At 71.8% G+C, this 14,670-nt stretch carries 8 protein-coding genes; 5 read left to right on the forward strand and 3 right to left on the reverse strand.

The window, feature by feature from the left end; genetic code table 11:
* Window positions 1-24 precede the first annotated feature (24 nt).
* From E4T13_RS28390 to E4T13_RS28410, 5 genes are all read left to right on the forward strand, one after another.
* Window positions 25-1,698, forward strand: a complete 1,674-nt coding sequence (locus E4T13_RS28390; protein ID WP_170985304.1) for a GGDEF domain-containing protein — start codon at window positions 25-27, stop codon at window positions 1,696-1,698.
* 79 nt (window positions 1,699-1,777) lie between these two features.
* A complete protein-coding gene (locus E4T13_RS28395; protein WP_137181699.1) occupies window positions 1,778-3,220 on the forward strand; it encodes a mannose-1-phosphate guanylyltransferase/mannose-6-phosphate isomerase in 1,443 nt (480 codons plus the stop codon).
* Window positions 3,221-3,386: 166 nt separating this feature from the next.
* A complete protein-coding gene (locus E4T13_RS28400; RefSeq protein WP_137181700.1) occupies window positions 3,387-7,010 on the forward strand; it encodes a right-handed parallel beta-helix repeat-containing protein in 3,624 nt (1,207 codons plus the stop codon).
* Between the two features lie 39 nt (window positions 7,011-7,049).
* Entirely contained in the window at window positions 7,050-9,215 is a 2,166-nt protein-coding gene (locus E4T13_RS28405) for a glycosyltransferase (RefSeq protein ID WP_137181701.1), read from the forward strand.
* 30 nt (window positions 9,216-9,245) lie between these two features.
* Entirely contained in the window at window positions 9,246-10,634 is a 1,389-nt protein-coding gene (locus E4T13_RS28410; protein WP_137181702.1) for an amidohydrolase family protein, read from the forward strand.
* A gap of 11 nt (window positions 10,635-10,645) precedes the next feature.
* Here E4T13_RS28410 and E4T13_RS28415 read toward each other — a convergent pair whose 3' ends face one another.
* The 3 genes from E4T13_RS28415 to E4T13_RS28425 all read right to left on the reverse strand — a co-directional run bounded on the left by E4T13_RS28415 (window position 10,646) and on the right by E4T13_RS28425 (window position 14,616).
* Entirely contained in the window at window positions 10,646-11,668 is a 1,023-nt protein-coding gene (locus tag E4T13_RS28415; protein WP_137181703.1) for an ABC transporter substrate-binding protein, read from the reverse strand.
* An 82-nt stretch (window positions 11,669-11,750) separates the two neighbouring features.
* Complete coding sequence (locus tag E4T13_RS28420) at window positions 11,751-13,523, reverse strand: polysaccharide biosynthesis/export family protein (RefSeq protein ID WP_240791348.1); 1,773 nt, start codon at window positions 13,521-13,523, stop codon at window positions 11,751-11,753.
* Entirely contained in the window at window positions 13,513-14,616 is a 1,104-nt protein-coding gene (locus tag E4T13_RS28425) for a capsule biosynthesis protein (RefSeq protein ID WP_170985305.1), read from the reverse strand. The genes E4T13_RS28420 and E4T13_RS28425 overlap by 11 nt, the downstream gene beginning before the upstream one ends.
* Window positions 14,617-14,670 lie beyond the last annotated feature (54 nt).

Raw genomic sequence — 14,670 nt, forward strand, 5'->3', positions numbered from 1 at the left:
AGGCTGCCATACCAGGATGGTTGCATGCCGAAGCGACTCCTCCCGCGCCGCCCGCAGGCCCTGCTGCTGGCCGGCGGGCTGCTGATCCTGACCGCCCTCGGCGCCGCCGCCGCCTTCGAGAGCAACCGCCACCTGAAGGAGAAGCAGGGCGCGATCGTCGGCCTGCATCGCCAGGCGGCGGAGGCGCAGCGCCTGCTGCTGCTGCTCGCCGAAAGCCACGCCGCGACACACCAATGGCTGCTCTCCGGCCGCGCCGAGGACCGCGACGCCGCGGTCCGGAGTGGCGATGCGCTGCGGCATACCGGGCGGGAGCTGGCGGGACGCCTGGCCGCGCCGCTGGACGTGCGTGGCCTGCCGTCGCTCGGCGCCACGCTCGAACATGTGCTGCGGGTGCGCGACCAGGCGCATGCGCTGAACGAGACGGCGGGGCAGGAGGCGGCGCGCCAGGTCGCGGCTGAGGGCAGCGGCCTCGCCGCGACCGCGCAGATGCGTGACGTGCTGGGCGAGTTCCGCCAGGGCATCGAGGCCGACCTCACCGCGCTCGATGCCGAGCTGCGCGAGGGGCAATGGATCGGCCTGCTGCTGGTCGGCGCCTCCTCCGCGGCGATGCTGGCCATGCTGCTGGCCGCGATCGGCCAGCTTGCCCGGCGGCGCAGCGCGGCGGAGCGGGCCAGCGCGGCGATGGATGCGCGCGGGCGGGAGGTGGCGGCGCTGTTCCGCATGGGCGAGCTGCTGCAGAGCAGCCACGCGCCCGAGGACATCCGCCGCGTCGTCTCCCACACCGCGGCGGAGCTGCTGCCGGCGCTGTCCGGCGCCTTCTACGTGTTCAACAATTCCCGCGACCGGCTGGACATGCTGGGCCTCTGGGGCGCGCGCGGCCTGCCGCCCGACCTGCCGGAGCATTTCGCCCCCGAAGAATGCTGGGCGCTGAAGCGCGGCCGGCCGCATGGCCCCGCCGCCGGCGACAGCCTGGCCTGCGACCACCTTGGCGGCGCCGAGACTGCGCTGCTCTGCGTGCCGATGCAGGCGCGCGGCGAGGTCTATGGCGTATTGTCCTTCTTCCATCCGGAAAGGCGCGCGATGTCGCCGCAGCAGGTGGAGCTGGCGCAGGCGCTGGCCGATGGCGTGAGCCTGGCGCTGGCGAACCTCGCCCTGCGGGAAAAGCTGCGCAACCAGGCGCTGCGCGACGAGCTGACGGGCCTGCACAACCGGCGCTTCCTGGAAGAGACGCTGCCCCGCGTGCTGGCGCATGCGGAGCGGCGCAACGCCTCGCTGGCGGTGATGATGCTCGACCTCGACCATTTCAAGCAGGTCAACGACCGCTATGGCCACGCCACCGGCGACGCGGTGCTGCGGGAGGTCGGGCGGCTGCTGCTGGCGCGACTGCGCCGGATGGACCTCGCCTGCCGCTATGGCGGGGAGGAACTGTTGATCCTGATGCCGGACTGCACCGCCGCCGAGGCGCTGGTCCGGGCGCGGGAGATCTGCGCGCAGATCCGCGGCCTGCGCGAGGCGATCGGCGGCACGCTGCCGCAGGTCACGGTCTCGATCGGCGTCGCCGCCTGGCCCGAGCATGGCGAGCAGATCGGCCGGGTGATCGAGGCCGCGGACGCCGCGCTCTACGCCGCCAAGCGGGCCGGGCGCGACCGCGCCCTGCCGGCCGAGGCAACCGTCGAACCCCTGCCCCTGCCGGGGTGAGCTTCCCTTTTGCGGGGGGGTGCGACATATCCCGTCCGCCGGCCCGGGCCGGTTGTGCAAGTTCAGGCAGGATTCCCGCATGTCCGCAGCGAGCGCCGACCAGATCGTGCCCGTCATCCTCTCCGGCGGCACCGGGACGCGCCTCTGGCCGCTGTCGCGCGAGGGCTATCCGAAGCAGTTCTGGCCGCTGGCCGCCGGCCGCACCATGCTGCAGGAGACCGCCGGCCGCGCCCAGGGGCCGCGCTTCGCCCCGCCGGTGGTGGTGTGCAGCGAGCCGCACCGCTTCCTCGTCGCCGAGCAGATGCGCGAGATCGGGCTGGACGGCGCGCAGGTGGTGCTGGAGCCGGTGGCGCGGAACTCCGCCGCCGCCATCGCCGCCGCCGCGCTGCTGGTGGGCGAGCACCGGCCCGACGCGGTGCTGTGGATCCTGGCCGCCGACCATGCGATCACCGACGTCCCCGCCCTGCAGGGCGCGCTGGAGGCCGCGGCGGCGGCGGCGCGGAACGGCAAGATCGTCACCTTCGGCATCCGCCCGACCCGCCCCGAGACCGGCTATGGCTACATCGAGGCCGGCGCGTCCCTGCCCGGCACCGAGGCCGGCGGCCATGCCGCGCAGCAGGTCGCCCGCTTCCTGGAGAAGCCCGACGAGGCGAAGGCCAAGGATCTCGTCGCCGGCGGACGGCATCTCTGGAACAGCGGCATGTTCGTCGCGACCGCGCGCACCCTGCTGACGGAGTTCGAGGCCTTCGCGCCGGGCGTGCTGGCCGCGGTGCGGGAGGCGGTGACCGGGGCGGAGCGCGACCTGGGCTTCGTGCGCTTGGGCCCCGGCTTCGCCGCCGCGCCCTCGATCTCCGTGGACTACGCCATCATGGAGCGCACGACGCATGCCGCCGTGGTGCCCTGCGATCCCGGCTGGTCCGATGTCGGCTCCTGGGATTCGATGTGGGACATCACGCCGAAGGACGCCGCCGGCAATGCCACGGTCGGCCCGGTGGCGCTGGTGGATGCCCGCAACTGCTTCGTGCGGTCGGAAGGCATCCTGGCCGGCGTGGTGGGGCTGGAGGATGTGGTGCTGGTCGTCACCGACGACGCGGTGCTGGCCTGCCGGCGTGACCGCGCGCAGGACGTGAAGAAGCTGGTCGAGGCGCTGAAGGCCGGGAAGCGCAAGGAGGCGACGGAGCACCGCAAGGTGTACCGCCCCTGGGGCAGCTACGAGGGCATCGCGCTGGGAAGCCGCTTCCAGGTGAAGCGGATCATGGTGCGGCCGGGCGCGAAGCTCAGCCTGCAGAAGCACTTCCACCGCGCCGAGCACTGGGTGGTGGTGGACGGCACCGCGATCGTCGAGAAGGACGCGGAGCGCATCCTGCTGCGCGAGAACGAGAGCGTCTACCTGCCGCTGGGCTGCGTCCACCGGCTGGAGAATCCCGGCATGATCCCGCTGACTCTGATCGAGGTGCAGGTGGGCTCCTATCTCGGCGAGGACGACATCGTCCGCTTCGAGGACACCTACGGGCGCGCCTGAGCTTCGTGGCTTGCGTTCCCTCCCCCGTTTACGGGGGAGGGTCAGGGTGGGGGCCGCTCAACGCCCGTGAACGGCGACATGCGCGACCCCGTCCTCTCGTTGCCCCAGCAATCCATTTCTGTCACCCTCGCCCGGCGCGTAAGACGCCTGCCCGGGAGAGTGCGTCATGGATCCGGTCCACAACCAGACCAGCGACACCTACTACGCGACGCTGAGCGAAGCGATCGCGGTGTCGCAGCCCGGCGACGTACTGGTCCTCGCACCCGGCAGCTATGTCGAGGACTTCCCGGACATCACCCACAGCCTGACCATCCGCTGCGACGACGGCATGGCCGCGCTCACCCGCGCCACGCCGCTGACGGTGGATGGCCGCGCGATCCTGAACGTGCCGGGCAATCTCGGCGTCGATCTCACCCTGGTCGGCCTCGAGATCTCCGGTGCCGCCCGGCCCGGACCCGATCCGAACGGCGCGGGCGTGCTGCACGAATTCGGCAACGGCAACCTGACGATCGAGCGCTGCTACTTCCACGACAACCAGAACGGCCTGCTGGTGGGCGGGGTGAACGAGTTCACGCCCGGAGGCGGATCGCACATCGTGATCCGCGACTCCGAGTTCAGCGACAACGGCGCGCCGCCCGGCAGCGCCTATGCCGCCGGCGGCAAGTGCCACAACATCTACGTCAACGGGGCGTCCAGCCTGCTGATCGAGGACAGCTACATCCACTCGGTCTTCTCGCAGGGCCACCAGATCAAGTCGCGCGCCGCGGTCAACATCATCGTCAACAACCGCATCGAGGACCTGCCCCAGCTCGGCCCCACGGGCTACGGCTCCAGCTACTCGATCGACCTGCCCAATGGCGGCATCGCCGTGATCCGCGGCAACATCATCGAGAAGGGCCCCTACTCCGTCAGCAAATACGTTATCCACTATGTCGGGGAGGGCCAGCGCTACGCCGAGAACTCCCTGCTGGTCGAGGACAACCAGTTCGTCAACAAGCGGCCGGACGGCGCGACCATCCTGCTGAACCAGCTCGACGCCAGCGCCATCGCCGGCATCCCCGTCACGGTCGTCAACAACAGCTTTGCCGGTCCGCATCCCTACGCCTTCGCCGGCGACATGTATGTCGGCGGCGCGAGCGACGACCTGCTGCTGGGCGGGCCGGGCGCGGACAGCCTCACGGGCGGCCTCGGCAACGACACCTACCTGGTGGACAATGCTGGCGACCTCGTCGCGGAAGCGGCGGGCGAGGGCGCGGACACCATCCTGACGACGCTCTCCGCCTTCACGCTCGCCGCGAATTTCGAGGCGCTGGCGTATGCCGGAGCAGACGACTTCGCGGGCACCGGCAACGGCCTCGCCAACATCCTCGAAGGCGGCGCGGGCGACGACACGCTGGATGGCGCCGCCGGCGCCGACACGATGCGGGGCGGCGCGGGCGACGACCTCTACTACATCAACGAGATCGGCGATCTTGTCATCGAGCTTGAGGACGAGGGCGTGGACGGTATCGTCACCGCCCTCGCCACCGTGCTGGCCGACGGCGTCGAGAACCTGACGCTGACCGGCAGCAGCGGCGTCGCCGGCACCGGCAATGCGCTCGACAACCTGCTGCAGGGCAATGGCGGCGGGAATTCGCTCTCGGGCGGGTTGGGCGACGACACGCTCTCCGGCGCGGCGGGCAACGACGTGCTGGATGGCGGCGCGGGGGCGGACAGTCTCTCGGGCGGCATCGGCAACGACCTCTACTTCGTGGACGATGCCGGCGACCTGGTGACGGAGGCGCCCGGCGCCGGCATCGACGAGGTGCGCGCGAGCCTCGGCGCCTTTGCACTGACCGCCGACGTCGAGAACCTGACCTTCATCGGCACCGGCGGCTTCGCCGGTACCGGCAATGCGCTGGCGAACCGGATCATGGGCGGCGCAGGCGACGATTCGCTCAAGGGCGAGGGCGGCGCCGATTCGCTCTCTGCCCTGGCCGGCGCCGACACGCTGGATGGCGGCACCGGCGCCGACACCATGGCGGGCGGCACCGGGAACGACACCTATGTGGTGGACAGCGCTACGGACAAGGTGACGGAGGGCGCCGGCGGCGGCATCGACACGGTGCGCACCACCCTCTCGGTCTATACCACGCCCTCGCAGGTGGAGCGGCTGGTCTTCATCGGCACCGGCAACTTCGCCGGCACCGGCAGCAGCCTGGCGAATGCGATCACCGGCGGCGACGGCGCGGACACGCTGAATGGCGGCAGCGGCGCCGACACCCTGACCGGCGGCGCCGGCAACGACACCTATGTGCTGGACAATGCCCAGGATCGCATCGTGGAGACGGCCGGTGGCGGGACCGACACCGTGCGCACCACGCTGCGCAGCTACACGTTGGGCGCCGAGCTGGAACATCTGGTCTTCACCGGCACGATGAGCTTCGCCGGCACCGGCAATGCCGGCGGCAACCGCATCACCGGCGCCGGCGCGGCGGACACGCTGGATGGCGGCACCGGCGCGGACACGCTGACCGGCGGCGCGGGCAACGATGTCTATGTGCTGGACGATGCCGGCGACGTGGTGGTGGACAGCGCCGGCAACGACACGGTCCAGACGCGCCTCGCCGCCTTCGATCTCGCCGGGTATGCCGCGGTGGAGAACCTCGCCTTCATCGGCACCGGCGGCTTCGCCGGAATGGGCAATGCGCTCGCCAACCGCCTTACCGGCGGGGCGCAGGACGACCGCCTGGAAGGCGGGCATGGCAACGACACGCTCTCCGGCGGGTCGGGGGCCGATACGCTGGTCGGCGGCGACGGTGCGGACAGCATGGCAGGCGGCCTCGGCGACGATGTGTTCGTGCTGGCCGAGGCCGGCGATCTGGTGCTGGAGGCCGCGGGCGCCGGCATCGATACGGTGCGCACCAGCCTTGCGGCCTACACGCTCGGCAGCAATGTCGAGGCGCTGGTCTTCACCGGCACGGGCGGCTTCGCCGGCACCGGCAACAGCCTGGACAACGCGCTGACCGGCGGCGATGGCGCCGACACGCTGAACGGCGGCAGCGGTGCCGACACGCTGACCGGTGGGCTCGGCGACGACACCTATGTGGTGGACAGCCTGCTCGACCTGGTGGTGGAGCAGCCGGGCGGGGGCACCGACACGGTGCGCACCAACCTTGCGAGCCTGACGCTCGGCGCGGAGCTGGAGGCGCTGGTCTACACCAGCACCAACAGCTTCCGCGGCACCGGGAACGACGCCGCGAACGCCATCACCGGCGGCAACGGCGCCGACACGCTGGATGGCGGCGCCGGCGCGGATACGCTGAGCGGCGGCGCGGGCAACGACCTCTACATCGTGGACGACGCGGGCGACGTGGTGATCGACAGCGCCGGCAGCACCGACACGGCGCAGACCACGCTCGCCAGCTACCTACTGGCCGAGGGCGTGGAGCGGCTGGTCTTCGCCGGTGCGGGTGGCTTCGCCGGTACTGGCAATGCGCTGGCGAACCGCATCACCGGCGGCGACGGCGCGGACACGCTGGATGGCGGCGCGGGGGCCGACACGCTGATCGGCGGCGCGGGGGCGGACCTGTTCCGCTTCGTCGCCGGTGAGGCGGATGGCGACGCGGTCAGCGACTTCGCCGGCGACGGCCTGCTCTTCATCGGCTTCGGCACGGCGGCGGAAGGCGCCTTCGTCACGAAGATCGCGACATCCACCTTCCTGGTCAGCTCCGGCGACGGGCTGGCGACGGCGACGATCCGGCTCAGCGGCGTCGCGGCACTCGACCCGGCGGACTACGCCTTCACCTGACGCTTCCGGCGCCGGCGCGGGCACGCTACGGAAGGTGTCATGCCCGCCGATGCGCCGCCGCCCCGCCCGGGCGCACCCGAGGATACGCGCCCGCCGCTGGCCGAGGCCGAGGCGCGGCGCGCCGCCGGCGACTGGCGCGGCGCTGCCGCCGCCTATGCCGCGCATCTGGCCGCGCGGCCGCAGGACTGGCCGGTCTGGATCCAGCACGGGCATTGCGTGAAGGAGGCCGGCGACCCGGCGGGCGCGCTGGCGTCCTATCGCCGTGCCGAAGCCGGGCTGCCGGACGATGCCGACCTGCAGCTCCAGATCGGCCATGCGCTGAAGCTGACCGGTGACCTGGCCGGCGCCCGCGCGGCCTATGCCCGTGCGCTGGAACTCGACCCGGTGCATGGCGCGGCCTGGCAGGAAGTGGCTTCCCTGCTCGGCAGCACCGGCGCGGCGGCGGAGCCGGCGGGCCTCAGCCTGCTGGACGATCTGCGCCTGGTCTTCGACCTGTCGGACCTGATGTCCTGGTTCGGCAGCAACCGCGCGCCGAGCGGCATCCAGCGCGTGCAGATGGAGATCGCCGCCGCCGCGCTGGCGCGCGATGCCGCGATGGCCGAGGTGCGGCTGGCGGTGTTCCGCCCGCAGCGCGGCGCCTGGCGCGAGCTGCCGCCGGAAGCCTTCCGCCGCCTCTGCGCCCTGTCGCGTGGCGGCGCGGATGCCGCGGATTCCGAATGGCAGGCCACGCGCGCCCAGGTCGAGGCGATGCTGGACGCGGCGCCGGACATGGTCTTTCCGGACGGCGCCTGGCTGGTGAACCTCGGCTCCGCCTGGTGGCTCGCCGGCTATCACCAGGCGGTGCGCGCGGCGCGGGCGCGGCAAGGGCTGCGCTATGCCGCGCTGGTGCACGATGCCGGACCGATCGTGATACCCGAGCACAGCGAGCCCGCCGTCTCCGCCCGCTTCGCGCGCTGGTTCACCGCGCTGGCCGGCGCGGCCGACCTGGTGCTGGCCGTGTCGGACTCCACCCGTGGCGACGTGACCCGGTTGGCCGAGCAGGCGCTGACGGGCCTGCCCTTCCCGCCGGTGCGGCTGATGCGCCCCGACGGCGTGCTGCCGCCGCTTCCCGCCGCCGCGCCGCATCCCCGCGAGGCCGAGCTGCTCGGCGCGCCCTATGTGCTGTGCGTCGGCACGATCGAGAGCCGGAAGGATCACCTCTTCGTCCTGAACGCGTGGCTTGCGCTGCTGCGCCGCCATGGGGATGCCGTGCCGCCGCTGGTGCTGGTCGGACGCGCCGGTTTCAACGCCGCGCCGGCGCTCGCGCTGCTGCGCCGCGCGCCGGTGCTGGCCGGGCGCGTGACATGGCTGGACGATGTTGCCGACGATGCGCTGGCGCGGCTCTATGCGGGCGCGCTGTTCACCATCTACCACTCGCAGCACGAAGGCTGGGGCCTGCCCGTGACGGAGGCGCTGGCCGCCGGCAAGGTGGTGCTGGCGCCAGGCCACAGCGGCTTGCTGGAATCCGGCCAGGGCCTCGCCCTGCACCATGCCCCCGGCAGCGAGCCGGAATTTCTGGACCTCGTGGAGAAGCTGCTCTTCCAAGCGGGATTCCGCGAAGCCGCCGAAGCGCGCATCGCGGCAGGCCGGCGGCTGCGAAGCTGGCGGGCGATCGCCGCGGAGCTGGTGGAGACGCTGCGCGCCGTCCCGCCCGGTGCGCCGGCCACGCTGCCGCCGCCGCCGCTCGGCACGGTGCACGGTATCGGCGAGAGCACCGCCGCGCAGCCCTCGCCGGCCATGCTCTGGTCGGAGATGCTGCGTGAGGGCGCCGGCTGGCAGGTGCCGGAGATGTGGGGCTGCTGGACCAGGCCGGGCCGCGCGCTGCTGCGCCTGCCGCTGCCCGCCGCATCGGGTCCGCTGCGCCTGCACCTCGCGCTGCGCGGCCCGGACGCCCCGCGGGAGGTCGCGCTGCGCGTCGGCCGCGGCGCGCGGCAGGTGGTGCAGGTCGCGCCCGATGCCCGGCCCGTGGTGGTGCTGGACCTGCCGGAGCCGGGGTCGGTGGCTGAGATCGTCATCGAGGCACAGCCCGCCGAGGAGGATGCCGCGCCCGACATCGGGATCGGCGCGGTCGCGGTGATGGCCTGCGCGCCGGAGGATCTGGCGGCGCGGCTCGGCTTCCTCGAACGCCTGCGCTTCGTCTGGCCGGAGATGGCGAGCGCGCGATAGGCTGCCGGCGACAAAGCCGGGAGCGGATGGATGCGCAGCCTCGTCATCGAGCCACGCTGGATATGGGATGCGGCGGGCGGCCTGCGCGGCGGCCGCTTCGTCATCGTGCAGGATGGCCGCATCGCCGATGTGGTGACCGAGCGCCCGACGCTGGACGCGGAGCGCATCGCGCTGCCGGACGGTTTCCTGCTGCCGGGCTTCGTCAACCTGCACAACCACGCCTTCAGCGCGCCGCTGTTCCGCGGCCTGGCTGACGACATCGAGGAAGGCGACCTGCCGGGCGACATCGTCTACGCGCTGCTCATGCCGCTCGGCGACATCGCGGCGGAGGCGCTGAGCGAGGAGGAGATCGGCGACGTCGCGGAGATGGCGCTGATCGAGACGCTGAAGGGCGGCTCCACCACCATCATGGATGTGTGGCGGCTGCAGCAGGCGCCCTTCATCGAGCGCGGCCGGCGGCTCGGCCTGCGCACCTATTCCTGCCCCTACCTGTTCTCCACGCCGAAGATGGACATGACGCCGGACGGCAGGCCGATCACCGCGCCGCCCGCCGCCGACACCGGCTTCGACACGGTGATGGACCTGTTCCGGCGCTACGACGAAGGCCCGCGTGGGCGCACGCGCATCGGCTTCGGGCCGCATGGCCTCGACACCTGCACGCCGGAGCTGCTGACGCGGATCGGCCGCACGGTGGAAGAGATCGGCTGCCCGCTGACCATCCACGCCGCACAGAGCGACGTGGAACTGCAGATTGTGCGCGAACGCTACGGCAAGTCGCCGATCGAGCACCTGCGCGACATGGAGCTGCTGCGGCCGGGGACCGTGCTGGCGCATTGCGTGAAGGCGACGGACGAGGAGCTGGCGATCATCCGCGCGCAGGACGCGGCGGTGGCGTCATGCCCCTACGCCTTCGCACGCAGCGGCCTCGGCGTGCCCTTCGCGCGCTTCCTCGACAGCGGGGTGCGGCTCGGCGTCGGCACGGATGGCGTCGGGCTCGACATGGTGGCGGAGCTGCGCGCCGCGCAGATGCTGGCCAAGGTGCAGGCGGGGCGCGGGGGCATCGCCTCGGCCGAGGCGATGCTGCGCTCCGCGACGGCTGGCGGCGCGACGGCGATCGGGCGCGACGACCTCGGCACGCTGGCCAAGGGCGCGGCGGCGGACCTGCTGCTGTTCGACCTGTCGGCCGCACGCTACCAGCCGGTGTGGAACCCGCTGCAGGCGCTGCTGACCAGCGGCGTCGCGGCCGACCTGCGCCTGCTGATGGTGGATGGCGTGGCGCTGCTGCGGGATGGCCGCGTGACGACGGCAGACGAGGCCGCTGTCACGCGCCGTGGCGCGGCGGCGATCCGGAAGGTCTGGGACAAGGCGCGGGCGCTCGGGCGCATTCCCGCGCGCGTCGCCGCGCGCGGTGCGGCCTAGAGGCGCCGGCGCTACACGATCTTCCGGTCTGCCGGCAGGAAGCGGTCGGTGTAGGTGAAGTCCATCGGCGGACGCACCGGGATGCCGAACGCTTCCGCCACCTGGCCAGCCGAGCGTTCGAAGCGCGCACGGTCCACGCTGCTCACGCCGTTGGCGCGCACATGCGGCGTGAGCAGCGCGACCTCGTTGATCAGCTCGTTGCGCGAGATCTCCAGCCGCTCATCGATCAGCGGCTCGCGCCGCTTGAGCGAAGCCATGGCCGCCGCAGGGTCGGCGATCATGCCGCGCAGGCCGAGGATCGTGGCGTTCAGGAAGGCGGTGATCGCGTCCCCATTGCGTTCGGCAAAATCCTTCCGCACGACGAGGCCGGAGGAATAGAGCTCCACCCCCCAGCGGTTATACTGCAGCCAGCCGATGTTCTCGCGCGGCACGCCGGCGCCCACCATGTTGAGCGCGGTGGTCGTCAGGAAGCCGAGCGTGGCGTCCGCGCGGCGCTGCACCACCATCGTGTCGCGCAGCTGCGCGGTGACCGACAGCAGTTCGATCTTTCCCATGTCGAGCTGGTTGGCGCGGGCGAAGATCGGGAACAGCAGCCGCGTGCCCTCGCCATCCGTCACCGAGATCCTGCGCCCCTCCAGATCCTTTGGCTTCTCGATGCCGGAGGACTTCAGGAAGATCGCCGCGTTCGGCGAGGCGTCGTAGAGCACGAAGACGGAGGTGAGCTGCGCGTTCGGGTTCTCGTGGTTGAACTTCAGCAGCAGGTTGGTGTCGGCGAAGCCGATGTCGTAGGTGCCGGCAGCGATCTTCGTCATCGTGTCGCCGGAGCCGAAGCCGCGGTCGATCTGCACGTCGAGCCCGCGATCGCGGAAGTATCCGCGGTCGGATGCCAACGTCCAGCAGGAATGTGCGGATTGCCAGGTCCAGTCGAGGCAGAAGCGCACGCGGCGCGGCGCGGTCTGTGCCTGTAGCGACGGCGCGGCAAGTGTTCCAACCGTCGCGGCCAGCAGGCCGCGACGCGCAAGGCGGATGTTCATGGCTGCTCCCGGGGCGTGGTTCCCGCCAGGAGGCTACATCGCGGTGTTGCGGCGCCGCAAGAACGATGCGGCGCCGCGGCGGTCAGTCGAAGGTGCGGTAGACCAGCGCGGTCTGGAAGATCACGTTCAGCAGGTCGCTGCCGATCTGGAAGTATTTCGGATCCAGCGCCGGCAGCGCGACCACCTCGTCGCCGGGCTCCGGCGCCTCGTTCGCCTCGAGGATCAGGCGCCCGGACGCCTTGCGGATCATCACTGAGGAACTCGATCCGCGTTCGGCGTAGCCGCCCGCGGCCTGGATGTAGTCCGACAGCCGCATGTTCTGCTGCCAGACGACGGCCTGCGGCGCGCGCACCTCGCCGCCCACCAGCACGGTGTCCACACGCTCGGGGATGACGATGGTGTCGCCATCCTGCAGCCGGACATCCGCGCAGCGCCCGCCACGATCCATCACCACCAGCCTTCCCTCCGGCTGGATGCGGCGGCCGCGCTGGATGTAGGTGGAGATCAGGTTCGCCTCGGAGGCGCGGATCTGCGCCACGCCCGTCGTCGCGGACACGGCAAGGAACAGCTGCCGCTCAAGCCGGTCCAGCGCCTCGTTGATGGTGCGCTGCTGCGCCTGCGCCAGACCCGGCCGCAGCAGGAAGACGCCGCGCGTGTTGGCCAGGCGCGGATCCACCTCGATGTAGTTCAGCACGGTGCAGAGCGAGGTGTCGCGGCCGGCGATCAGCACCGACGGGCCGATGCGGCTGCCCTCCACGCTGACGCGCACGGTCGGCGCCGGCGCATCGGTGATGAAGCTGACCGTGTCCTGGTCGAGCAGCTGCACCGAGGCCAGCTCGCGCACCGTGACGTAGCGCGCGAAAGGCTGGCCGCCGCGGGTGCCGCGCACCACCGCATTGGTCGCGGCCGGCAGCGGCGCGGCGAGGCGCACCAGTTCCGAGCCCTGCATCGCGCGGCCGGCGACCTCGAACAGGAAGTTGTTGCGCACGGAGCCGTCGGCACCCACCAGCGCGCCCTGCGCCGCGACCACGATGGTGTCGCCTTGCTGCAGGTTGATCTGCGGCAGCGTGCCGTTCAGCAGGAAGGCGTAGAGATCCACCCGCGCGACGTCGCGCCCGCCGCGGCGGATCGCGATGTTGCGGAAGCTGCCGCGGCCGGGATCGACGCCGCCGGCGCGGGCGAGATAGTCGATCACGCTGTCCGAGGCGGAGCCGAGATGCCGGCCCGGCAGGCGGACGTAGCCGGTGACGAAGACGCCGAGCGAGCCGGTGGACAGCACCGTCGCATAGACCTGCACCTGCTGCGCATAGACGCGCCGCACCTCGGTCTCGACCACGCGCTGGATGTCCCCGGCGCGCGTGCCGGCCAGGCGGATCGGGCCGACCTGCGGAATGAACACGTTGCCGTCGGGGTCGATGACGGATTGCACCGTGCCTTCGACGAAGCCCCAGATGGTGATCGAGACGCGGTCGCCCGGACCGAGCACGTAGTTCGGGTTCGGCGTGTCGGTCGGGCTTGGCGGCGCCCGGCTGAACAGTGTCGCGCCGAACACCGCGGTGGCGGGGCCCGGCACGCGCATCGGGTCGCCCAGCGGCCCGATGACGGTCGCGCCGCCCTCCGCCTGTGTGGCGGTGCCCAGCCGCTGGGTGCTGGTCGGGTCGCCGCGGTTGAGCAATGCGTCCACACCCGCCGCCGCAGCGCCGCCCTGCGGCTGCTGCAGCGTGGCGGGGGGTTGCTGCCCGCGCAGATTGAGGCTGGGTGGCAGCAATTGCGCCCCGGCGGGGATCGCCTGCAGCAGCGCCGCGCCGAGCAGGACCAGAAGGCGGATCTTTCGCAGCACCATCTCAGCTCGCATGCTCACGGGCGCTCACCACCAGCATCCAGCCGATGCCGAACAGCACGGTGAGGCTGACGAAGACCGTCAGGGTGTTGAAGGTTGCGCGGGGATACAAAGCGTATTCCGGCATCTGCGGCTCCGACACGCGCATCACGAAGACCTGCTGGCGCAGCGCGTCGGACCGCGCGGATTCCAGCGAGTTCACCGCGGAGCCGAGCTCGCGGTCGGCCATCATCCGCTCGAGCTCCAGCCGCTCGAAGGCGGCGACCTGCTGGGTCAGGCGCTCATCGCCGCGGGTGACGCGGGCGCGCTCCGTCGTGATCTGCTGCTGCAGCGCCGCCACACGGTTCTGCAGCACCTGGAGCTGCGGATTGTCGGGCCGCATGAAGCGGCGGCGCTCCTCGTATTCGGTGCGTGCGGTGGCGAGCGCCGTCTCCAGCGCGGTGATCGTCGCCACGGCGCCGCCGGCCGTGCTGGCCGGGTCGAAGGCCTGCTCACGCTCGCGGAAGGCGATCAGCGCCTCGCGCGCCGCGAGCACGCGACTCTCGGCCTTGTTCACGTCCTCCTGCGCGGCGCGCAGCGTGTCGGCGATGCTGCGCGCGGAAAAGGTGTTAACGAGGTCTTCCGACCGCCGCAGCACGTCCTGCGCCAGGCGGTGGGCATCCTCGGGCCGGAAGGCGTGCACGCGCAGCTGCATCACGCCCGTCTCCGGGTCGAGGCTGACGATCACCCGGCGGCGGAAATACCAGGCGAGCCATTCCAGCTTCGGCTGCTCCCACCACAGCTTGCCGATCTCGTCCGCTTCCGGCCGGCGCCACATCTCGACCAGGTTGAGGTCCTTGTTGATGCTGGTCACCGCGGAATAGCTGCTGATCCAGGACGCGACGGCGCGCGATTCCTCAACGGCCGGCCGGGCGCCGGAGAGCGCGCTGGCAATGCCGCCTGCGCTGCCGCCGAGCATGTCGGCGCCGCCGCCGCCACCGCCGCTCCGGTTGCGCACCAGGAAGCGCGCCTCCGATTCATAGATGTTCGCCGCGTAGAACACGTAGTAGCCGCCCACCAGCAGCGTCGGCAGCAGCACCAGCAGAATGTACCAATGGCGCACGCGCATGCGCCAGCGCGGTGCCTCGCGCTGCGGCGCCAGGGTCCCGACGGCCAGAACGGG

This window comes from Roseomonas sp. AR75 (genome assembly GCF_005222815.1).
Taxonomy (GTDB): domain Bacteria; phylum Pseudomonadota; class Alphaproteobacteria; order Acetobacterales; family Acetobacteraceae; genus Falsiroseomonas.